The organism is Litorerythrobacter xanthomarinus, from assembly GCF_046254955.1.
GTDB lineage: Bacteria > Pseudomonadota > Alphaproteobacteria > Sphingomonadales > Sphingomonadaceae > Qipengyuania_C.
The window spans coordinates 395,944-418,108 of record NZ_JBJXRG010000002.1; the positions used below are offsets into that span (position 1 = coordinate 395,944).

Genomic DNA, 22,165 nt, shown 5'->3' on the forward strand with positions numbered 1-22,165 from the left:
CTATGCGCTGCCCAAATTTTAGGCATATCGTAGAAAATGAGCAGCTCACCTGTCCCTCCGGCTTGCAAGCCGATCGAGGTTGGTCCCATCCGGATCGACTGTCCGGTGCTGCTCGCGCCGATGACCGGCGTGACAGACTTGCCCTTCCGCAAGCTAGTGCGGCGCTATGGCTCGGGTCTCAATGTGACCGAGATGATCGCGAGCGAAGCGGCCATTCGAGAGACGCGCCAGTCGGTCCAGAAAGCCGCATGGGACGCGATCGAAGAGCCTGTCTCTATGCAGCTGGTGGGCTGCGATCCAGGCAGCATGGCGGAGGCCGCCAAGCTGCAGGAAGGCAATGGCGCCGCGATCATTGATATCAATTTCGGCTGCCCGGTACGCAAGGTTGTTGGTCAGTTCGCCGGCTCTGCGCTGATGCGCGAAGTGCCGCTCGCAACGAGGCTGATGGAAGCGACAGTCAAGGCTGTCGACGTGCCGGTCACGGTCAAGATGCGGATGGGGTGGGATCATGCCAGCCTCAACGCACCTGAAATGGCGCGCATCGCCGAAGATCTCGGCGTAAAGATGATCACTGTCCACGGCCGCACGCGAAACCAGATGTACAAGGGCAGCGCTGACTGGTCCTTCATCCGCAAGGTAAAGGAAGCGGTATCGATCCCCGTGATCGTCAATGGCGATATCTGCGCTATCGAAGACGCTGCCACCGCGCTTGGACAATCGGGCGCCGACGGGCTGATGATTGGCCGCGGAGCATACGGTAAACCGTGGCTGCTCGGCCAGGTGATGCATTGGTGGCAAACCGGTGAGAAGCGGGTGAGCCCAAGCTTTGACGAGCAATATGCGGTTCTGGTCGAGCACTATAACGGCATGCTCGATCATTATGGCCGCGACGTAGGTTGCAAAATCGCCCGCAAGCATCTGGGGTGGTACACGAAGGGAATGCATGGTTCGGCCGAGTTTCGCAACCATGTGAACTTCATCGATGATCCGGACCAGGTGTTGGGCGAAGTTGAACGCTTCTACGAGCCGTTCCTGCGCCGCCGTGCCGCCTGAGCATGGCGGATCCAGTCCTCATCCGGCCTGATCCACAGGCTCAGCTGGCAGGACTCATCTTCGCGGTGTTGCTGGTCGATCCAGAGCTGCAGGTCGCTGAAGCCAATCACGCGTCCGAGGTGCTTTTCGGGCGCAGCGCCAAGCGGATGGTCGGCCAACACTTGTTCGACTTGCTGCCGATTGAGGACCAGCGCCTTACCGAGCGTCTTTCGGACAATGAAGAGCAATTGCTTGCCCGGGGAGTGGCCCTGCGGCTGGGCGGTGATCTGCGCGTTCTGAATCTCACCGCGTCCCCGCTGGCGACTCATCCCGGCTGGAGAGTCCTGACATTTTCCGACGCAAAGCCATCGGAAAGCGAAGCGCATGAGCTTGAAGATGCAGAACTGCGCGCACCGGCCATTCTTGCCCACGAAATCAAGAATCCGCTCTCGGCAATTCGCGGGGCAGGGCAGCTCATCGCGCGCAAGCTCGAGGAAAAGGACCGGCCGCTCACGCGGATGATTGCCGATGAAGTGGACCGGATCGCGCGCCTGATTGACCGGATGCAGCAGCTGGGGAGCCGCAATGTGGAACCCGTTGCGCCAGTCAATCTCCACGAAGTTGTCCGCAGGGCCATGGCCAGCGTGCGCGCGGCAACTCCGGATCCGGTAGAAATCGTCGAGGAGTTTGATCCATCGCTGCCCGCTGTTCTCGCCAATTCGGACGCACTGGAGCAAGTGCTGGTGAACCTTATTTCGAATGCGCGTGATGCCTGCATCGCTTCCGAAAATCCGGCTGTGACGGTCACTACCCGGTTCGTGAGCGGCCTGGTGTTCAATGCCATCAGGTTGGGCCGTTCGATCCGCTTGCCGATTGAGATTATTATCACTGACAACGGCCCGGGTATCGATCCCTCGGTCCGGGCACATATTTTCGAGCCATTCGTGACCACCAAGAAGAGCGGGCAGGGGCTGGGCCTGGCGCTGGTGCGCAAGATGGTGCGCGACATGGATGGGCGTATCCATCACGAGCGTGACGAGAAGGCGGCCCTGACCCACTTCCGTATTCATCTGCCGGTGGCACCATGAGCAGCAAGATACTCCTGGTTGAAGACGATCCCGCAATTGCCACGGTTATCAAGGCCGCATTGGCCGACGAGGGATACGAAGTCGATCACTGCGAGAGCATCGAACGGCGCGACCAGTTGATCGCTGCCGAACGCTACGACACGATGCTTACAGACGTGATTCTCACCGACGGCGACGGGATCGAGAGCATCGGGGCAGTTCGCGAAGCGCAGCCCGATCTGCCTATCATCGTACTATCGGCGCAAAACACTCTCGATACCGCGGTGCGTGCGGCCGAGACTGAAGCCTTCGAATATTTTCCCAAGCCTTTTGATCTGGACGAGCTTGTGATCGCCGTCCGCCAGTCGATTGCGTCGCGCGGAACGAACGAAGCGGCAACCGGCGACGAGAACGAAGACCTTCCCATGGTTGGCCGCAGCCGAGCAATGCAGCAGGTCTACCGGATGATCACGCGCGTCTTGCGCAATGATCTCACGGTGTTGGTTCTGGGTGAATCGGGGACCGGCAAGGAACTGGTCGCAGAGGCGATCCACCAATTGGGTCATCGCAAGTCCGGACCGTTCGTGGCAGTCAACACCGCCGCGATCCCGCGCGAATTGATCGAAAGCGAACTGTTCGGGCATGAGCGCGGAGCGTTCACCGGTGCTGTTGCCCAATCGATCGGCAAGTTTGAGCAAGCCAATGGCGGGACACTTTTCCTCGACGAGATTGGCGATATGCCTTCAGAGGCACAGACCCGCCTCCTGCGAGCGCTGCAGTCCGGCCGGATCCGGCGGGTAGGGGGGCGCCAGGAGATCGGGATCGACGTGCGGATCATCGCTGCGACAAATCGCGATCTTAAGCCGATGATTGATGCCGGCACCTTTCGCGAAGACCTGTTCTACCGTCTCAACGTTGTCCCCATCGAACTCCCGCCCTTGCGTGAGCGCACGGAGGACATCGGGCCTTTGGCCCGCCATTTCCTCCATCTGGCAGGCGAAGAGGGCCTGCCCCGGCGGCAGATCTCCGACGGAGCGGTGAAGAAGCTGTTGACCCAACCCTGGCGCGGGAATGTGCGCGAATTGCGCAATGCGATCTTCAGGCTGTCATTGCTCGCACGCGAAGATGTGATCGATGCCGATACTGTCCATGAAGTCATCGGGGACATTCCACCCGATGATCACACCGCCGGTTCATTTGGTTTCGAAGGCGCACTTGCGCGCTGGCTCGGCGCGATCAATCCTGCTTCGGGAACTCTCTACCACGGCGCCTTGGCCGCTTTCGAGAAACCACTGTTCGAACATGCCATGGCTCAAACGGGAGGAAACCAGGTTCAGGCCGCGCGCCTGCTGGGAATCAACCGAAATACGCTGCGCAAGCGCTTGGCAGAATTGCAGATCGAGCCAGACCAGTTTGTTCACCGCAAATAGGCGTTCCCTCGCAATTAGGACTTGCACAAACGCAACAGTAGCGTTGTAACACTGCAACGATGGCGAGTATTGCAAACCTGCCGAGACGATCTCCCCGCTGGTGGCGGCGTTTCGTCGTGGGCGCGCGGCGAGCCAACATATTTGCCCTTCTCGAATTCGCTGCGCTGGCCGTGTTCCTACTCATGGTGGGCGCAACGTATCTCGCCTTTACCACCGCCCCGCCTGATGGGCAGCTATTGCCATCGGGGCAGGTAGCGCTCTTGCTGATCGGCACGCTGGTTCCCGCGATGACCTTGTTAGTCTTCTGGGGCAGACGGAGGGCATTGCGGCGCGCCGCTGGAAGTACCGCACGGCTCCATGTCCGGCTCGTATTTTTCTTCTCACTCGTTGCCGCCATTCCGACCCTGCTAGTAGCCGGGTTTGCCGCGATCCTTTTCCAGGTCGGGGTCGATTTCTGGTTCTCAGACAATTCGCGCGGCCTGATGGAGAATGCGAACAAACTGGCGGAAGGCTATTACGAGCAGAACCAGCTCGATGTCGCCGGTGAAACCGTTTCAATGGCCGGGGACTTGCGTTTCTATTTCGAACAGGGCGGGACTCTGGCGGACGCTGAGTTTCCCGACGTCTATCGGTTCCAGGCGCAGGGCAGGGACATCAACGAATCCGCCATCATGCAAGAAATGCCCGATGGCTCGCTGCGCCTCGCAGCCATGTTTGATTTGCGCAGCGGCAATGAGCCCAATCAGCTTGATGGCAAATTCCTTTCCGAACTGCGCTCAGGCGAACAGGTATATGTCGAAGGTAGCGAAACGCGAATCGAGGCGCTTGCTCCGATTGATCGGGAGTCGGGTATCTACCTCTATAATGCTCGAAGTTCGGAGGCGGATTCTTTCAATTCGTGGGAAAGCGCGCGTTCGATTTCGCAGGCTTATGATGTCCTGACAAGCCGCGCCCGGGCGCTCCAGTTGCGCTTCAATCTCGCGCTGTTTTTCGTTTCGCTGGGACTTGTCTGGCTGGCGATCTGGTTCGCGCTGCGCTTCGCCGATCGCCAAGTCGAACCGCTGACCGATCTGGTTGCCGCGGCACGTGAGGTGGGGGCGGGGAACTTTGCCCTACGCGTCGAAGGGCGCACCGGGGCGGACGAGATCGGCCTGCTAAACCGCGCTTTCAATCGCATGACCTCGCAGCTGGAGAAGCAAACAGCAGACCTAGTCTCGGCGAATTACGAACTCGATGAAAGGCGCGCCTTTATCGAAGCGGTTCTAGGCTCCGTCACTGCCGGGATCATCTCGATCGATGCGGACGGGCGCATCTTATTGATGAACAGCTCGGCAGAGGAACTGTTGCTCGAAGATGGCAAGGGGGATGTCGCGGGTGCGATGCTTGCCGATATCGCCCCTCAGATCGCGGCCATGGCCGAAGCCGGCGTGGAGCAAGGCGTCGTGAGCGCCAACAAGGGCGGTGAGCTTCGCACCCTCGCTGTCCGGATCGGGCATGACCAGGACGATCAGGTTATCACTTTCGAGGACATCACCAGCCAGCTGCTCAACCAGCGGCAGGCTGCATGGTCTGATGTAGCACGGCGGATTGCGCACGAGATCAAGAATCCCCTCACGCCCATCCAGCTTGCTACTGAGCGCCTGAAAAGACGCTATCGATCCCAGATCGAAAGCGACGGGGAACTATTCGACGACTTGCTGAATACGATAGTCAGGCAGGTGGGCGATCTGCGCAAGATGGTCGACGAATTCTCTTCCTTTGCGCGCCTTCCCAAACCGGTATTCCGGCAGGAAGACGCCATGGATCTCGTCAAGCAGGCGTTGTTCCTTCAGGAAGTCGCCCATCCGCAAGTGAACTTCGGCTTCCAGACCGATCTCGAAGGCCCGGTCGAATTCAATGCCGACCGGCACCAGGTCGGCCAGGCGCTGACCAATGTCCTGAAGAATGCGGTCGAGGCCGTTGAAGCCAAGGCCAAAATGTCCGAACCGGACTATCGCGGCAGGATCAATGTCACTCTCTCTGCCGATGACGAGCGGATCCGCGTCGTCATCGAGGACAATGGTATCGGGCTACCACAAGACAGCCAGAGCATCCTCGAGCCCTATGTGACGACGCGCGAAAAGGGCACGGGGCTCGGCCTCGCAATCGTAAACAAGATTGTCGAAGAACATGGGGGAGAAATGAACCTTGCCCCATCCGATCAAGAAGGCACGCGCATTGTCCTGCGCTTCGCCCGCAAGCCCGAAGCTCTTGCAAAGGAGCGCGGCGAATGAATGAACTTTCCTGCGAGGTTATAAGAGCATGGCTCTAGATATTCTGATTGTTGATGACGAGCACGACATTCGCGAGCTCGTCTCAGGCGTCTTGAGCGATGAGGGCTACGAATGCCGCACGGCCGGGGACAGCAAGGCCGCGCTCGATATGATCGACGAGCGCCGGCCCAGTCTCGTCCTGCTCGATGTCTGGCTCCACGGGAGTCCGATGGACGGACTGGAAGTGCTTGATGCGATCAAGCAGCGTGAGCCCGAACTGCCCGTATTGGTGTTCTCGGGTCACGGGAACATCGACACGGCCGTATCGGCAGTCAGCCGGGGCGCGATGGATTTCATTGAAAAGCCCTTCGAAGCGGAACGATTGCTGCTGCTGGTCGAAAGAGCAACCGAGACCGAGCGGCTCCGCCGCGAGAATGTCCGGCTGCGCGAGGGTTTCGGCCACGGCGAAGAGTTCACCGGCAATTCCTCCGCTATCAACACGGTGCGAGCCACGCTCAAACGCGTCGCAAATACCGGAAGCCGGGTTCTCATCACAGGGCCAGGCGGGGCTGGCAAGGAAGTGGCTGCGCGCCTGCTTCACGCCTGGAGCCCGCGTGTCGGCCATGCCTTCGTAACGGTCAATTCGGCGCGGATCACTCCCGAGCGCTTCGAACATGAACTGTTCGGCGAGGAGGCGGAGGGCAAGCTCGTCCGTCCGGGACTTCTCGAAACGGCCGACGGAGGCACGCTCTATCTCGACGAAGTGGCTGATATGCCGCTTTCGACCCAGGCGCGTATCCTGCGTGTCCTTACCGAACAAAGCTTCGTGCGTGTGGGTGGATCCCGCCAGATTGGTGTCGATGTGCGCGTGGTTTCATCCAGCTCGCGGGACCTGCAGGCCGAGATGGACGCAAAGAACTTTCGCGAGGACTTGTTCTATCGGCTTAATGTGGTGCCGGTATCGATCCCGTCACTGTCCGAGCGGCGCGATGATATTCCCGCGCTCGCCGAACATTTCTTTACCCGCTATGCTGCCGAGCAGGGTATCCCGGCACCGGAGCTTGGAGAAGAGGCTCTCGCAGCACTACAGGCGTATGACTGGCCCGGAAATGTCCGTCAGCTTCGCAATGTTGTCGAACGAACCATCATCCTGACCCCGCGGGAAAATTTTGAGAAAGTGGAAGCTGATATGCTTCCTGCGGAAGTCACAGGCGGGAAGCTGGGATCCGGAGGTGGTCTGACAGCCTTGATGGGTGCCCCCTTGCGCGAAGCCAGGGAGAGCTTCGAGCGTGAGTATCTCAGCGTGCAGATACGCAGGTTTTCCGGCAACATCTCAAAGACGGCGAGCTTCATCGGGATGGAGCGATCCGCGCTTCACCGTAAACTCAAGCTGCTCGGCATGGCGAACCGCAAGAGTGATGACGACGACTAGATATTGCCTGAAGAACAAACGCAGTTTCTTCTGAAACATTTGCGAAACGCGAAATTGTCACTATTTTAGGCAATTAGGCGGGCAGGGGCACCAGCGTCCTGCCCAGATTGCGGCGCGCCAAGGGCGGCTGCCAAGAACAAAGGAGACTGGCAATGCCCAGCGAAAACACTCTCTCGGCCCGGCCGAAAGCAACACCAGCTGACGATCAGAAGAAGGGCGGAAAGCAGCCAAGCCTGCAAGACGCGTTCCTCAACCAATTGCGCAAGGACAAGACTCCTGTGACGATGTTCCTCGTCAAAGGGGTAAAATTGCAAGGCATTGTGACCTGGTTCGACAATTTCTCGATCCTGCTGCGACGCGATGGGCAATCGCAACTGGTTTACAAGCATGCGGTGTCGACCATCATGCCATCGCAGCCGATGGATACGGCGCAGTTCGCCAGTCAGAATTCGAATGCCAAACAGCGCCTGCTGCAGGACGTTTTCCTGTCGCGCGTGACGGAAGCCGAAGCGCAAGTGACGATGTTCCTCGTCAATGGCGTTATGCTTCAAGGACAGATCGCTGCTTACGACTTGTTCTGCATGCTGCTCGAACGCGAAGGCATGGTGCAACTGGCCTACAAGCACGCTGTTTCGACCATCCAGCCTGCCGGGCCGGTCGACCTAAGCGAAGACTGGGATAACGACGACTGAGCTTTGATGATGACCTCATGGGCGAGGTTTCGCGCGGTGCCCGCGCGCTCGTAATCGTTCCTGACATTTCAGGGCAAGGGTATGACCTCGACGCCGAAGCCAGGCTTGAGGAAGCGTCTTCGCTCGCCCTCGCAATCGGTATCGAAGTCGTGTCGGCGTCGATCATCCCCGTGCGTTCGGTAAAACCGGGCACCTTGTTTGGCTCCGGGCAGATCGAAAACATCGCGATCGAGTGCAATTTGCACGAGGCTGCGCTCGTGATTGTCGACGGCGCCCTCTCCGCTATCCAGCAGCGCAACCTCGAAGAGAAGCTATCGCGCAAGGTCATCGATCGTACGGGCCTGATCCTCGAAATATTCGGGGAACGCGCGGCTACAGCTGAAGGCCGCCTGCAAGTCGAGCTGGCTCACCTGGATTACCAGCAGAGCCGCCTCGTGCGCAGTTGGACCCACCTCGAACGGCAGCGCGGCGGCTTCGGCTTCCTTGGCGGTCCGGGCGAAACGCAGATCGAGGCCGACCGGCGCATGATCCGCCAGCGGATGGGGCGCTTGCGCCGCGAACTCGAGCAAGTGCGCAAGACGCGCAAGCTGCATCGTGACAGACGGGGAAGGGCGCCCTGGCCCGTTATCGCACTGGTCGGCTATACCAATGCCGGCAAATCCACGCTGTTCAACCGGATGACCGGCTCCGATGTGATGGCCGAAGACCTGCTCTTCGCTACCCTTGATCCGACTATGCGCGCGATATCGCTACCCGCGGTCGACAAGGCGATCCTGTCGGATACAGTAGGCTTCATTTCCGACCTTCCGACACAGCTCGTCGCCGCCTTTCGCGCGACGCTGGAAGAAGTCACAGGGGCCGACGTGATCCTCCATGTGCGCGACATTGCCAGCCCATCTAGCGCCGCGCAGAAGAAGCAAGTGCTCCAGGTCCTGGGCGATCTGGGAATTGCCACAAGCGAACCGGAAAACACCGAGCGTGCGGAAATCGAGATCCCGATCATCGAGGTCTGGAACAAGATGGACCAGTTGGGCGGCGATGCCGCGCAGGAATTGCGAGAAGTGGCGAACCTCGATCCAGGAGTCGTCGCCTTGAGCGCTCTCACCGGCGAGGGTCTCGAAGATCTGACGGAAGCGCTAGGGAATGTCCTTACCAGCGGCGCGATACAGCGTGACTTCGTTCTTCCCGCTAGCGCCGGCAAGCGCATTGCTTGGCTTCATGCGCATGGCGATGTTCTTGAGGACACCGATGCGGGCGAGGGGGACGATGGGCCGATGCGGCGCCTCACGGTCCGCCTCAGGGCCAAGGAACTCGGCCAGTTCGAGAACCTATGAGGGCTCGGACTTCTTGACCTGCTGCCAAAGCGCTTCCTGTTCATCAATCTTCAGCCCGTCAATCGAACCTCCGGCGAGCATCTCCATCGAACGGTAGCGACGCTCGAACTTCGCATTGCCGGCGCGTAAGGCGTCTTCCGGTGCAATCTTCAGGAACCGGAGCAGGTTCACCACCGCGAATAACAGGTCACCGGCCTCTTCTTCGATCTTGTCTGCAGGTGCAGCTTCAAGTTCCTCGATTTCTTCGATAATCTTCTGGCGCGGACCATCTGTGTCGCGCCAGTCGAACCCGTCACGGGCAGCGCGTTTCTGGAGTTTTTCAGCGCGGACGAGGGCGGGCAGGGTTTTTGCCACCCCATCCATGCTGCTTTGCGCACCGCTCGCCTCGCGTTCGGCTGCCTTGAGGTCCTCCCAGCGTTTCTCGCCCATCTGGCCACCTTCGGAACCAAAAATATGCGGGTGGCGGGCCTCCATCTTGTCCGAAATGGTCCTCGCGACGTCGCGAAAGGCGAAATGACCCGCTTCCTCCGCCATGCGCGCATGGAACACCACCTGGAACAGCAAATCCCCCAGTTCGCCGCGCAGATCGTCCATATCCGTACGCTCGATCGCGTCGGCGACTTCGTAGGCTTCCTCGATAGTGTAGGGTGCGATCGTCCCGAAATCCTGCGCACGGTCCCACTCGCATCCGTTTTCCGGATCGCGCAATGTCGCCATTATTGTCAGGAGCCGATCGATCTGATCCGTCATATACACTCCGCGAAACGAAACTGAGCCGTATCCGCACTTTTTCGGCGCGCTCGCCATGCAAAGCAACAGAGGGACACCATCCATGCACGATCTTTTCGACCTCACGGGCCAAACCGCCGTTGTAACCGGGGCTGGGCGCGGGATCGGACGCGGCATTGCCGAAGTGTTGGCATCAGCCGGTGCGAATGTCGTGTGCGCGGCGCGCAGGACCAACGAGATCGAGGAGACTGCCTCCATCATCAATGCGTCGAACGAAGGCGGCAGGTCTATTGCTCAAACCACAGATGTGACGAGCGAAGAGCAGATGGAAGCGCTCGCGCAGCGCGCAATCGACGAGTACGGACGGCTCGATATCTGGGTGAACAATGCCGGTGGTTCGCCAGTATCTCAACCGTTGATCGAACTGCCGCTCGACGAATGGCAGCGGACTTTCGATGTGAATCTTACTTCAATTTTCTTCGGTGTCAGAGCCGCTTGCAAACACTTCGGTGATGGTAGCCGGATCCTGAACATCTCCTCGCTTGCAGGCCAGGATCCGTTTCCCGGCAGCGGCCACTACAGCGCAGCGAAGGCCGGCGTGAACATGCTCACCAAGACCCTGGCGCACGAATTGGGACCTAAAACGCGGATCAACACAATCATGCCTGGTTTCGTACCCACCGAAACGGTGAAGATCGCGCTTGATATGGAAGACGAAGATTTCCCGGAACTGGAGAAGCAGCTTAATTTGCCTGTCGGCCGGTTGGGAACTCCGGAGGATATCGGGGCTACAGCGCTCTATCTGTGTTCGCGTGCCTCCAACTGGGTTACAGGACAATGTTTGCGTATTGCCGGGACACCTTGATCGGATTGATCCTGGTCTCAGGGTCGCTTGTGGGGGAATACTCCTGATCTGGGATGATCTGGGGGAGGTCTCGCGCGATCTGCCTTAGGTCTATTCCTCCCCAAACGTGGAATGATAATATATATTATGTTAAATCAGGTAAGCCAACAGATTGTGAGGATATTGCCCTATCCCTCTGAATTCTCTGGTCTACTTCCCATCAGGTCACCTCTATCGCACGAGATCAATGAAAAGAAACACCAACGCAAAGATACCAACCCAGGCCAGAGCCATCACCAGGCCTTTCTTCCAGGAAAGCCGATGACCGGCCAATCCTCCAGCCACCAAAATCAGTGCTCCGGCCAACCAGATGAGATGAACAACTTCAAATTCGCTCATGCTGTCAGCTCCAATCCGTCATATCCCACGATCACATTACTGGGGACTTCATCGCAAAGACTGGCATAATCCATACTCTTGTCGAGATGGCTGAGTACAATCCTGCTTGCTTTACAACGCTTTCCAAGATCCAAAGCCATCTCGAGATGGGCATGCGTCGGATGCGGTTCGCGCCTGAGACAATCGGTAACCAGCACGTCGCAACCATCAAAGCACTCGAGCATCTTATCCGTAATCTCGCTAAAGTCCGTCGCATATACGATTGATTTACCGTCATTTTCCAAGCGGAACCCGGTTGTCTCAGTTGGTCCATGCGGCATTTGCACCCAAGACACCCCGAACCCGGCGAAGATGCGCAACTTCTCAAGTGTCTCGAGCGCACAGATAGTCGGATAGCCAAACTCGCCGGCAAAAACGTAACTGAAGCGGCTCTTGAGCCGCCGCGCTGTCTCAACCCCGGCGTAAGCCGGGATAGGGCCTCCGCGACCGTATCTGAGGACCCTGAGATCATCGATACCATGACAGTGATCGGCATGATCGTGAGTCCAGAAGACCCCGTCGATCCGATCTATCTTGTTGTCGAGTAGCTGCTGGCGCAGGTCAGTCGAGGTATCAACAAGCACACGCCTGCCCTCATCGCTCTCGACCAGGATTGAAACCCGGGTGCGACGATTACGCGGTTCTTCCGGATCGCAGTCACCCCAGTCGTCTCCCACTCGCGGTACGCCGGTTGACGTACCAGAGCCGAGCATAATCAGCTTCACGCGGCCGCCTTGCTGAAGAGGCGATGGAAATTCGCGGTAGTGTTCTCAGCCAGATGCTCGAAGCTTTCACCGCGCAATACGGCGACAAACTCCGCCGTATTGCGCACGAACGCTGGCTCGCACGGTCTGCCGCGATGCGGGACCGGAGCAAGGAACGGACTGTCGGTTTCCACCAGAACGCGGTCCACAGGCAGATCGCGCGCGACTTCCTGCAGCTCCTTGGCATTCTTGAATGTCACGATACCCGAAAGCGAAATCGTCAGCCCCATATCGAGCACTTTGCGACCGAATTCTTTGGACGCAGTGAAGCAGTGGATGAGGGCAGGGAAGGCGCCCTTCCCCAACTCGTCCGTTAGAATTTCGGCGGTATCATCCTCGGCATCGCGCGTATGGATGATGAGAGGCAGCCCGGTTGCTCGCGCGACCCCGATATGCATGCGAAACAGCTTGCGCTGTGTTTCGCGTTCCGAGTTGTCGTAGTAGTAGTCGAGCCCGGTCTCGCCGATCGCAATCACACGGCGGTTCTCGGTCGCCGCAATGAGTACGTCGCGCCCAAGGTCTTCATGTGCATCGGCCTCGTGCGGATGGATACCTACGCTGGCCCAGACATCACTTTCACGTTCAGCCGTGCCGACGACCTGCGCCCACTCGCTCTGGCGGGTAGAGATATTGAGAAAGCCCCCCACCCCGGCATCGCGCGCACGATCGAGCACACCAACCTGATCTTCGACCAGGCCTTTGTACTCAAGGTGACAGTGGCTATCGATCAGCATCAGGCGGCTGCTTGGTCCGGCAATTCAAGGCGCGGGAATATCGGGCTCGGCTTGTCGATGACGTGTCCGGCATCGGTAAGGCGCGCAAACCAGTCGCTATACTCGAGCGAAGAATAGGCGCGATCGTTCTCAGGAACACCCAACTGGTCAAGCACCGCTGCTGCTTTAGACGGAATGACGGGTTGGATCGCGATGGCCAGATCGCGAATGGCGATGAACAGGGTTTGCAAGACAACCTTCATTCGCTCGGGATCGGTCTTCTTGAGCGTCCAGGGCGCCTGCTCGTCGACATATTGATTGCAGGCATAAACCGCGCGTAACCATGCCTCGATTCCAATCGAAAAATTGAGCTTTTCAAATTCGCCCAGCAGCTCTTTGCCACAGGCAGTGGCGACCTTCCCAAGGAGATCTCGATCAACATCGGCCTGCTCGAATGCCTCAATCCTGCCGTCCATGTTCTTCGCGATCATCGACAGCGTTCGCTGCGCCAGATTGCCGAAACTGTTGGCCAGTTCGGCATTGCAACGCGTGACGATAGCCTCGGCCGAGTAGCTACCGTCCTGACCAAATGCGATCTCGCGCATGAAGAAATAGCGCAAGTTGTCGACGCCATATTGCTCGGCGAGTTCCAAGGGGTCGGTCACATTGCCGAGAGACTTCGATTCCTTTTGCCCGCGATTGAGCAGGAAGCCATGGCCGAATACCTGCTTGGGCAGCGGCAGGTTCGCGCTCATCAGGAATGCTGGCCAGTAAACCGTGTGGAAGCGGACGATGTCCTTGCCGATCATATGGACGTCAGCCGGCCAATATTTCGAGAACGTGTCTCCATCGACATCGGGGAACCCCACGCCGGTCATGTATGTGGTCAAGGCGTCCACCCAGACATACATGACGTGCCCATCCGATCCGGGTACCGGCACACCCCAATCGAAACTCGTGCGCGAGACACTGAGATCTTTCAGGCCGCCTTCGACAAAGCGAAGGACTTCGTTGCACCTGCTTTGCGGCCGGATGAAATCGGGCTGGTCCTCGTAAAGTTTGAGGAGCTTGTCCTGGTAATTGGACAGCCGGAAGAACCAGGTTTCCTCGGCTGTCCACTCCACGGGCGTACCTTGCGGAGAGAGTTTCTCACCTCCCTCACCCTCGGTTAGCTCGCTTTCGTCATAAAATGCTTCATCGCGAACCGAGTACCATCCCTCATAGCGATCGAGATACAAATCTCCCGCTTCTTCCATCCGCTTCCACAGGGCTATGCTCGCCTCATGATGGCGCGGCTCGGTGGTACGTACGAATTCGTCGAACTGAATGTCGAGCTTGGCGCACATCTCCCGGAAATAGGAAGACATCTCGTCCGCCAGATCGATCGTCTCGCGCCCTTGGTTGCGGGCGGTCTGATCCATCTTGAGGCCATGCTCGTCAGTGCCGGTTACAAGGCGCACATCGCGTCCGCGCAAGCGCTGGAAGCGCGCCATGACATCGGTCGCAATCCCTTCATAGGCATGGCCGATATGTGGCTTGCCGTTGGGATAGTTGATCGCGGTGGTGATATAAAAGGGTTCAGACATTTGCGCGCTCCCTAGGGGGCGCAGCCGAGGCAAGCAAGCCGCCGATTTCCATGATCAGCAAGCCCGGATCGAAGTTGTAAGTGGGTGCCTGCCCAGCCAAGGTAACCAGGCGGCTATGGCCATCCACGATCGCAGGAATGTGCTCGATCTGCGGGTCTTCAATTTCGCGGGCTAGCACTGACCGGGCGAGATCCAGTATGGCCTGCATCCGTGCGCGGTCAGGACGATTGCCGATCGCTTCCGCAAGTTTTCCCCTAAGACTGAAGTCGCGATCTCCTCCCGAAACGATTTCGCGCATCAAGCGATCGATTGCGCCAAGTTCGCGCTCCACGAAATCCAGCGCCATGCCGGGCGAGCCATTAGCTGCAGCCAGAGCCGCCTGTCTGCCATTTTCGTCAACATGCGGAGCGAGGTCGGCGAGCAAGCGCGCCATGTCGGCATCGGTGAGCGTCGGGAAGCGGAGCATACGGCAACGCGAACGGATGGTTGGCAGAAGCTGAGCGGGCCTGTGTGCAACAAGCAGGAAGAACGTCCCCTGCGGAGGCTCCTCGAGACTCTTGAGCAGCGCATTGGCAGCGCCAGTCTCAAGGTCATCCGCCGGATCGATGATGATTGCGCGCCGGTCGCCGAGCGTTGGGCGAGTATTCAATCGCTGCTGCATCGTCCGAATCTGGGAAATCGCAATATTGCGCTTCACCTCGTAAGGCTTGCCGTCCTGCCGCTTCTTCTCTTCCTTATCGTCCTTAGGCAGATGGGTCAGGACGATTATGTCGGGATGGTCATTCTCGGGCTGCGGAATCCCAGGCTGCGTGACTAGATCGCGCGCCGCCTTGAGGGCAAACTGCATCTTTCCGAGACCGCGCCTTCCCGCAAAAATCCACCCATGATGCATGCGGCTACCTTCGCGCGCATCACGCCATTCGCGCCAAGGTTCTTCATGGCCGATCAGCACTGCTGCCTCTCCGCGATCAAGTGTTCGATCGCAGCGAGAATCTGCATATGAACTGCCTCGGGCGATGCATCGCCATCGATCCTGACAAACTGGGCGGGGTCCTCATTTGCCAGAGCAGCAAAACTCTCCGCTACCCTTGCATGATAGGCTGCGCTGCGCCCGCCGATAGCGTCGGATCCGTCTGCGTCCCGCTCGGAAAGCCGCTCGGCCACCTTGTCCGGCGACACTTCGATGAGAACTGTAAGGTCAGGCCGCAATCCCTCGCTGCCGAACCCGTGCAAGTTCGCAATGGCATCGTCACCGAGCCCCCCTGCCCCGCCCTGGTAGGCTCTGCTTGAATCGACAAACCTGTCGCAAACCACCCAGCGGCCGGCTTCGAGCGCTGGCTTTATGCGGCGCTCGACATGATCCGAGCGCGCCGCAGCAAACAAGAGCGCTTCTGCACGCGCATTCCATCCTCCCTCGGGCGGATCGAGCAGGAGTGCGCGAATAGCCTCGGCGCCGGGAGTGCCTCCTGGCTCGCGAGTGAGTTCGGCCTCGATCCCTCGATTTGCCAATGCATCCACCAGCAAGGCGGCTTGGGTTGATTTGCCGGTCCCCTCACCGCCTTCCAGTGCAATGAAGCAGCCTCGGCTTGATTCCTTGTTCATGTCAGCCAACGCCAGATGCCGTTGCCAATACGCTGGGCGAAGTGCGCCTCTTCGATATCCTCAGCGGCAACGAGAGGAACGCTCGATTCGTCCATGCCATCGACCTTGATGTGGAGGCGAGCGATCTCTTCACCAGCGGCGATCGGTGCGCGGACCGGGCCCTTGTAGCGAATGGCAAGTTCGATCTTCGGCTGTGAACGCGCGGGCAATGTCGCTGCGATCAAATGCGGTGCGACAAGATCGACGCTTGGCCAGGAACCGTTCTGGACTTCAGCTCTCCCAACGATGTCGCCCTTGCTGAACAGTGTGTAACCATCGAACGCATCGAAGCCCCATTCCATTAGAGCAATGGCGGCCCGGTTGCGTTCGCGCCCGCTATCCGATCCTGCAACCACAGTAACGAGACGGCGCCCCTCTCTTTCGGCTGATCCGAGAAATCCAAAGCCGGCCTGGTAGGTAAAACCTGTCTTTATTCCGTCCGCTCCGCGGACTCTTCCAAGTAGCGGATCATGGTTTGGCTGAGTGATATCGGCATAAGAGAACTCCGAATTGCCAATGTAACGCTGATATTTTCCGGGGTGGCGACGCAACATAGCTTCAGCAAGCGTCGCAAGATCGCGTGCCGTGACGAATGTGTGCCCTTCGTCAGGAAAGCCATTGGGAGATCCGAAATGGCTGTCCCGCATACCGATTTCCCGAGCCTTGGCGTTCATCTCTTCGAGCCACTTATCGAGAGAGCCCGAAGCGCCCTCCCCCAATACAACAGACGCATCGTTGGCGGAGATTGTCGTTACACCAAGTAGGAGCTGATCCACACTCACCCTGTCGCCCCGGTTGAGAAACATGGTCGATCCTTTTCGCCGCCACTTGCGAAAGGTATCTTCGCTGACAGTATAGACCTGGCGCGGATCGATCTCCCCGGCTTGAAGCTTCTCGAAAGCTAGGAAGGCCGTCATGGCTTTGGTGATAGAAGCGGGAACGAAGCGGCGATCAGCTTCCCGAGCGAAAAGGACTTGTCCGGAGGTAAGATCGACTAGGTATGCAATCGGCGCATCGACTTCGGTGGCAGGTTCCGGATCAATGACTGTGTCACGGGCAGTGCCCGGCACAGCAATTAGTGTGGCCAGCATCGCCGTCGCTGCAGCCGCAGTGACAGCTCGGAAATTGGAGGGGAACAATGATGCCATGGTCTCGTCACGGCCTATATCGCCGTGCTTGCGGCATTGCCAATCACGAAAGGTGACTGCCCACATCCGCGGCAGGTTACGAGCGCGCAATCTCGTCAGCAAGCAAGCCAACACTCATGGCGTAGTAGTTCGAGCAATTGTACTCCAGGATGACGCGGTAGTTGCTGGTCAACAGCCATGCACGGGTACCGGGCCCATCGGGCTGAAACAGCGTGACCATCGCGTCATCGCCAATCACGCGTTGCGGACGAACGCCTAACGCGCGCCACTCAGCTACAGTTTTCCATTCACTGTGGCGCTCGTGAACTCGCGAACAGGTCGGCGCTACAATCTTGGTCTTGTAGACATCAACGTTGAATCCGTCGGGAATGCTTGCCGGAACGCCCCACGGCTGCCCCGTGCGCCATCCCGCATCGCGGAAGTAATTGGCAATCGAAGCTAATGTGTCCGCGCGGTTGGAAAAAATGTCGGCCCGTCCATCACCGTCGCCGTCCGCTGCAAGCTTGAGATAAACGCTGGGAAGGAACTGTGGATTGCCGAAAGCGCCCGCCCAACTGCCTTTGAGGCGCGATCGCGAATAGCCTTTGTCGGCCACCTTCATCAGCGCCACAAATTCTCCAGCGAACAGATCGCGGCGGCGACCCTCCCAAGCCAGCGTCGCCAAAGCCTGGGAAAGATCAAACCCGCCCATGACCTGGCCATATGCCGTTTCATGCCCCCAGATCGCCACTAGGATTTCCGATGGGACGCCGTACTCCTGCTCAATAGCGCGGTGCATACCCAGCGTTGCGCGATGCATCCGTTGTCCGCCCGTGATACGCGCATTGTCCACGTGGCGAGCGATATAGGGCGCGAGTGGTGGATAGCCGGTACGTGTCGGGCTGCCGGGCTGCGAACGATCGAGGCGAATGACGCGATCATTGGCTTCCAACCCCGCTGTCATGCGCTGGATCGTTGATTCGCTCACACCTTCCGCCCGCGCCTTGGCGATCAGGAGTTGGAGATAGGCGTCAAAGCTCAGATCCTGCGCCGCGACTGGAGCGTTGAACGATCCGGCGAAAATGGCAGCTGCGAGGGTGAATAAGTGTCGAACTTTCATGGGCGTATAATGTCACATCGAACATGTATGAGGAACAACCAATCGACGGATTGCAGTGAGATGGTGACAAATCGTTTTCGGATCGCTAGCGGGACGCCAGCGGACAGGTGGCAGAGTGGTCGAATGCAGCGGTCTTGAAAACCGCCGAGGGTGCAAGCCCTCCGTGGGTTCGAATCCCACCCTGTCCGCCAACTATGCCATCAGAGACGATCGGTCATTCGTCCGCGCTATTCCAACCAAGGAATTGCCGCCACCTCAGCTTGAATTCACCGCTAATCTGTTCGAACCCCCAGACCGCATTCCCTATTCCGACGAAGCCCTGGTTTGGATATTCCCATTGGAATGAGATTTTTATCACAGTCATCGCTGGGCCAGATTGAACGACCTCTGCCTCAACCAAGTTGGTAGAAAACTGGTCTAGCGCCGCGAAGTCGAACAGTTCGTCGGCTTCTGACATAATCTGCATTGAGCCATCGTGATCAAACTGCACGAAGGGGAACTTAATCATTGCGGCGATGGCTTCATTATCCCTGGTATTCCAGGTATCGATATGTTCTCTGGCGCTTTGGATGACCCTGTTGACTTGCCGCGTCATGCTATCGCCCCCGTTTGAGTATTTCGTCCATCTGCTCGCGTAGGACCGGGTCCCATTCAGCTCTCAGTTCGCGCACTTTATTGATCAGCGGTTGGTTTTCGTCGAACGGGATGTCGAGATCGTAGTGCTCCGCAACTTCACGCATCGCCCGTCGATCCATTTCCTCGAACGCATCTGCCGCGGCCTGCGCCTGTTGCCTGTCCATTCCCAACGCTTCGTAGGAAGAGCGCCCCATGCGTAGCGTACTATCGTATGTTTCGCGGATAATGTCGCGGCATCCATAAGCCCAGAGCTCATAAACATGGTTGCGGTCTACTGCGCGGGCCGTGACGTGAAGGTCCGGGAAATGCGACAATGCGTATTTGACCAGCTTGTCGATCTGCTCGCGTTCGTCGAGCGCGACCACCAATAGCTTGGCGTTTTCGATTCCCGCAGCGTGGAGCAAATCAGGTCGGGTGGCGTCGCCGAAATAGCTCTTGAAACCGAACTTGCGGCCAAGCTCCAGCTGACGCGAGCTGTAGTCGATCATCGTGGTCGAGAACCCGGCTGCCTGCAGCATGCGGTTGACTATGCCGCCGACACGTCCGCTTCCGGCAATGATTACTGGATTTTCCTCATCGATATCGTCGGCATCACGCCCATCTTCATCCTGCGAGCAGGCGAAGATCTTGTCGTAAACAATGAAGAGCAACGGCGTGACGAGCATTGTCAGAGCCACGACGAGCAGAAGCAAGTCCGCTAGTGGCTCGCTCAGCACGAAATTGGCGAGCGCGAATGCAATGAGCACGAATCCGAACTCGCCGGCCTGGGCAAGGCTCAACGAGAACAACCATTTGGCCGATCCCTTGAGGCCGTAAATCCGCGCAATCACGAGCAGTACGGCGATCTTGGTCAGGATCACGACACTGGCCCAGAACACTACGCTGCCGAACTGTTCGTAGGCCAGCGCGAAGTCGATCCCGGCGCCCACCGTTATGAAGAAAAGGCCGAGCAGCAGGCCTTTGAACGGCGCGACATCGCTTTCGAGCTCGTGCCGGTATTCACTATTGGCGAGCACAACTCCGGCAAGGAACGTGCCCAAGGCAGGCGATAGTCCGACCATCGTCATCAGGAGCGCGATTCCGATGACGAACATCAGCGCGGCCCCGGTGAACAGCTCGCGAAGGTTCGCAGCAGCAATAAAGCGGAATACCGGCCTCGTAATGAAATGACCGATCAGAACCACCGCGCCAACCGCGCCAATTGTCACCAGGCCCGATGCCCATGCTGGCAAGCCTTCTGTGAGGTTGAAACCTCCACCATGCCCTCCGCCGTGACCGCCGCCCGAATTGTGGCCAGCACTTGCCAGTTCTGGGAGGGCTAATAGTGGAATAAGCGCCAGCATCGGAATGACAGCGACATCCTGCACCAACAGGACCGAGAAGCTCGATTGACCGCCCTCGCTCTTGAGCAGGCCTTTCTCCGTGAGCGTCTGGACAACAATGGCTGTAGACGAAAGCGCCAGCACCATCCCGATCGCGAGCGAGGTCTGCCACTGGCTGCCGGATACCAGCGCTATTGCAGCAAGTACCGCAATTGTCGCCAGCACTTGCCCCCCGCCAAGTCCGGCGAGCTGACCGCGCATTTCCCAAAGCCTTTTCGGCTCCATCTCGAGGCCGATGATGAAAAGCATCATCACCACGCCGAATTCTGCGAAGACCTGCAGGCCGTCGATATCGACGCCCAATCCGATCAGGATCGGGCTGATTGCCATCCCCGCGAGCAGGTAGCCCAGGACAGACCCCAACCCCAGGCGCGTCGCAACCGGCACGGCTGCGACGCCGGCTACCAGCAATACGAAGGCGATGAGGAGAAAGTCTGTCATTCGCCCTCCTCACCTGAGCCGATCAGATATGCAAGGCCAGCCCGTATGCGGCGAGCACGCTTTCATGCATCGATTCCGAAATGGTTGGATGCGGGAAAACGGTCTGCATCAGCTCCGCCTCCGTAGTCTCCAGCGTCTTGCCGACGACATAACCCTGGATCATCTCGGTCACTTCGGCACCGATCATGTGTGCGCCGAGCAGCTCGCCGGTCTTCGCATCGAACACGGTCTTGGTGAAGCCTTCAGCCTCGCCCAGCGCGATCGCCTTGCCATTCCCAATGAAGGGGAAATTGCCAACCTTCACCTCGTAACCCGCCTCTTTCGCCTTGGCTTCGGTCATACCGACCGATGCGATCTGCGGATGACAGTATGTGCAACCGGGAATGTTGTTGCGGTCGAGCCCGTGCGGGTGGACGTCCGTGTTACCTAACTTCTGCGCGATGGCTTCGGCCGCGGTGACGCCCTCGTGCGATGCCTTATGCGCCAGCCACGGGCCGGGTGTGCAGTCGCCAATCGCCCACAGCCCCTTGGACTTGGTGCGGCCATATGGGTCGATCTGGATGAAGCCGCGATCCATCTCGGCCAGCTTCTCGATGCCGATGTTCTCGGTATTGGGTACGATGCCGATGGCGACGATGCAGTGAGAGAACTCCTGCTCGCTGACCTTGCCATCCTTGCCCTTGATCTTGGCTTTCACGCCCTTGGCATCGGCCTTGACATCCTCGACCCCCGCGCCGGTCATTATGGTCATGCCTTGCTTCTTGAGCGATTTTTCGAGGAAGTCGGAGACGTCCTTGTCCTCCACCGGCACGATCCGGTCGAGCATTTCGACCACGGTCACATCCGCGCCCATGTCATTGTAGAAGCTTGCAAACTCGATCCCGATCGCCCCAGAGCCGATTACCAGCAGCTTTTTCGGCATTTCGGGCGGGGTCATGGCAGTCCGGTACGTCCAGATGCGCTTGCCGTCTGCCGGGGCAAAAGGCAGGTCGCGAGCCCGTGCTCCGGTAGCGACGATCACATGCTTGGCGGTGAGCTTTTCCTCACCCTTCTCGCCTTTGACCGTCAGCGCAGTCGGGCCGGTCAGCACGCCCTCCCCCATATGCACCGCGATCTTGTTTTTCTTCATCAGGTGCGTGACGCCCTGGTTGAGTTGCTTGGCCACGCCGCGCGAACGCTTCACCACCGCCTCGAGATCGGCTTCGATCTCCTTCGCCTTGAGGCCGTAGTCGCCTGCATGTTGCATATAGTGGAAGATCTCGGCCGAGCGCAGCAGCGCCTTAGTGGGGATGCAGCCCCAATTGAGGCAGATACCGCCTAAGTTCTCGCGCTCGACAATCGCGGTCTTCAGGCCCAGCTGCGCGCAGCGGATAGCCGCGACATAGCCCCCAGGTCCAGAGCCCAGAACAATAACGTCGTAACTAGCTGACATTACTCAATAACCTCTCTTGAAATCCTACTGGATGGAGCACATGGAGCACTGTCCATACGGCTGAAAAATCTCT

At 58.6% G+C, this 22,165-nt stretch carries 20 protein-coding genes and 1 tRNA gene; 9 read left to right on the top strand and 12 right to left on the bottom strand.

The window, feature by feature from the left end:
* Window positions 1-36: 36 nt before the first annotated feature.
* The 7 genes from dusB to hflX all read left to right on the top strand — a co-directional run bounded on the left by dusB (window position 37) and on the right by hflX (window position 9,239).
* Window positions 37-1,053 carry a tRNA dihydrouridine synthase DusB gene (gene dusB / locus ACEWMW_RS11205; protein WP_409414016.1) on the top strand — a complete coding sequence of 339 codons (1,017 nt, stop codon included), beginning with the start codon at window positions 37-39 and terminating at the stop codon, window positions 1,051-1,053.
* A 2-nt stretch (window positions 1,054-1,055) separates the two neighbouring features.
* Complete coding sequence (locus tag ACEWMW_RS11210; protein WP_409414017.1) at window positions 1,056-2,120, top strand: two-component system sensor histidine kinase NtrB; 1,065 nt, start codon at window positions 1,056-1,058, stop codon at window positions 2,118-2,120.
* Complete coding sequence (locus ACEWMW_RS11215; RefSeq protein WP_409414018.1) at window positions 2,117-3,529, top strand: sigma-54-dependent transcriptional regulator; 1,413 nt, start codon at window positions 2,117-2,119, stop codon at window positions 3,527-3,529. Before ACEWMW_RS11210 ends, ACEWMW_RS11215 begins: the two co-directional genes overlap by 4 nt.
* Before the next feature lie 59 nt (window positions 3,530-3,588).
* Window positions 3,589-5,802 carry a sensor histidine kinase gene (locus ACEWMW_RS11220; RefSeq protein ID WP_409414019.1) on the top strand — a complete coding sequence of 738 codons (2,214 nt, stop codon included), beginning with the start codon at window positions 3,589-3,591 and terminating at the stop codon, window positions 5,800-5,802.
* 28 nt (window positions 5,803-5,830) lie between these two features.
* Window positions 5,831-7,213 (top strand): nitrogen assimilation response regulator NtrX, encoded by a 1,383-nt coding sequence (gene ntrX, locus ACEWMW_RS11225; RefSeq protein WP_409414020.1) that lies wholly within the window; start codon window positions 5,831-5,833, stop codon window positions 7,211-7,213.
* A 152-nt stretch (window positions 7,214-7,365) separates the two neighbouring features.
* Window positions 7,366-7,905 carry an RNA chaperone Hfq gene (hfq, locus tag ACEWMW_RS11230; protein WP_409414021.1) on the top strand — a complete coding sequence of 180 codons (540 nt, stop codon included), beginning with the start codon at window positions 7,366-7,368 and terminating at the stop codon, window positions 7,903-7,905.
* A 17-nt stretch (window positions 7,906-7,922) separates the two neighbouring features.
* Window positions 7,923-9,239: a GTPase HflX gene (hflX, locus tag ACEWMW_RS11235; protein WP_409414022.1), complete on the top strand. Its 1,317-nt coding sequence runs from the start codon at window positions 7,923-7,925 to the stop codon at window positions 9,237-9,239.
* Here hflX and mazG read toward each other — a convergent pair.
* Complete coding sequence (mazG, locus tag ACEWMW_RS11240) at window positions 9,234-9,989, bottom strand: nucleoside triphosphate pyrophosphohydrolase (protein WP_409414023.1); 756 nt, start codon at window positions 9,987-9,989, stop codon at window positions 9,234-9,236. The two genes, hflX and mazG, sit on opposite strands and share 6 nt — an antisense overlap.
* Window positions 9,990-10,071: 82 nt before the next feature.
* Between mazG and ACEWMW_RS11245 the strand changes: the two genes are divergently transcribed.
* A complete protein-coding gene (locus tag ACEWMW_RS11245; RefSeq protein WP_409414024.1) occupies window positions 10,072-10,833 on the top strand; it encodes an SDR family NAD(P)-dependent oxidoreductase in 762 nt (253 codons plus the stop codon).
* Window positions 10,834-11,043: 210 nt separating this feature from the next.
* Here ACEWMW_RS11245 and ACEWMW_RS11250 read toward each other — a convergent pair whose 3' ends face one another.
* Genes ACEWMW_RS11250 through ACEWMW_RS11285 form a run of 8 tightly spaced genes read right to left on the bottom strand, consistent with a single transcriptional unit; the run spans window position 11,044 to window position 18,201 of the window.
* Complete coding sequence (locus ACEWMW_RS11250) at window positions 11,044-11,211, bottom strand: hypothetical protein (protein WP_409414025.1); 168 nt, start codon at window positions 11,209-11,211, stop codon at window positions 11,044-11,046.
* Complete coding sequence (locus ACEWMW_RS11255) at window positions 11,208-11,975, bottom strand: MBL fold metallo-hydrolase (protein WP_409414026.1); 768 nt, start codon at window positions 11,973-11,975, stop codon at window positions 11,208-11,210. The genes ACEWMW_RS11250 and ACEWMW_RS11255 overlap by 4 nt, the downstream gene beginning before the upstream one ends.
* Entirely contained in the window at window positions 11,972-12,748 is a 777-nt protein-coding gene (locus tag ACEWMW_RS11260) for a TatD family hydrolase (RefSeq protein ID WP_409414027.1), read from the bottom strand. Before ACEWMW_RS11260 ends, ACEWMW_RS11255 begins: the two co-directional genes overlap by 4 nt.
* Window positions 12,748-14,313, bottom strand: coding sequence for a methionine--tRNA ligase (gene metG / locus ACEWMW_RS11265; RefSeq protein ID WP_409414028.1), 1,566 nt, complete (start codon window positions 14,311-14,313; stop codon window positions 12,748-12,750). The genes ACEWMW_RS11260 and metG overlap by 1 nt, the downstream gene beginning before the upstream one ends.
* Entirely contained in the window at window positions 14,306-15,265 is a 960-nt protein-coding gene (locus ACEWMW_RS11270; RefSeq protein WP_409414029.1) for a DNA polymerase III subunit delta', read from the bottom strand. The genes metG and ACEWMW_RS11270 overlap by 8 nt, the downstream gene beginning before the upstream one ends.
* Window positions 15,259-15,915, bottom strand: a complete 657-nt coding sequence (tmk, locus tag ACEWMW_RS11275) for a dTMP kinase (RefSeq protein ID WP_409414030.1) — start codon at window positions 15,913-15,915, stop codon at window positions 15,259-15,261. Before tmk ends, ACEWMW_RS11270 begins: the two co-directional genes overlap by 7 nt.
* A complete protein-coding gene (locus ACEWMW_RS11280; protein ID WP_409414031.1) occupies window positions 15,912-17,168 on the bottom strand; it encodes a D-alanyl-D-alanine carboxypeptidase family protein in 1,257 nt (418 codons plus the stop codon). Before ACEWMW_RS11280 ends, tmk begins: the two co-directional genes overlap by 4 nt.
* 10 nt (window positions 17,169-17,178) lie before the next feature.
* Window positions 17,179-18,201, bottom strand: coding sequence for a lytic murein transglycosylase (locus tag ACEWMW_RS11285; RefSeq protein ID WP_409414032.1), 1,023 nt, complete (start codon window positions 18,199-18,201; stop codon window positions 17,179-17,181).
* A 101-nt stretch (window positions 18,202-18,302) separates the two neighbouring features.
* On the opposite strand from ACEWMW_RS11285, the gene ACEWMW_RS11290 reads away from it, so the two are divergent.
* Window positions 18,303-18,392: transfer RNA gene (locus tag ACEWMW_RS11290), tRNA-Ser, on the top strand.
* 23 nt (window positions 18,393-18,415) lie between these two features.
* On the opposite strand, the gene ACEWMW_RS11295 is transcribed toward ACEWMW_RS11290, so the two are convergent.
* From ACEWMW_RS11295 to lpdA, 3 genes are read right to left on the bottom strand one after another with little or no spacing between them, the layout of a single operon-like run.
* Window positions 18,416-18,796 carry a hypothetical protein gene (locus tag ACEWMW_RS11295; protein WP_409414033.1) on the bottom strand — a complete coding sequence of 127 codons (381 nt, stop codon included), beginning with the start codon at window positions 18,794-18,796 and terminating at the stop codon, window positions 18,416-18,418.
* A 1-nt stretch (window position 18,797) separates the two neighbouring features.
* A complete protein-coding gene (locus ACEWMW_RS11300; protein ID WP_409414034.1) occupies window positions 18,798-20,660 on the bottom strand; it encodes a cation:proton antiporter domain-containing protein in 1,863 nt (620 codons plus the stop codon).
* Window positions 20,661-20,682: 22 nt separating this feature from the next.
* Window positions 20,683-22,092: a dihydrolipoyl dehydrogenase gene (gene lpdA, locus ACEWMW_RS11305; RefSeq protein WP_409414036.1), complete on the bottom strand. Its 1,410-nt coding sequence runs from the start codon at window positions 22,090-22,092 to the stop codon at window positions 20,683-20,685.
* Window positions 22,093-22,165 lie beyond the last annotated feature (73 nt).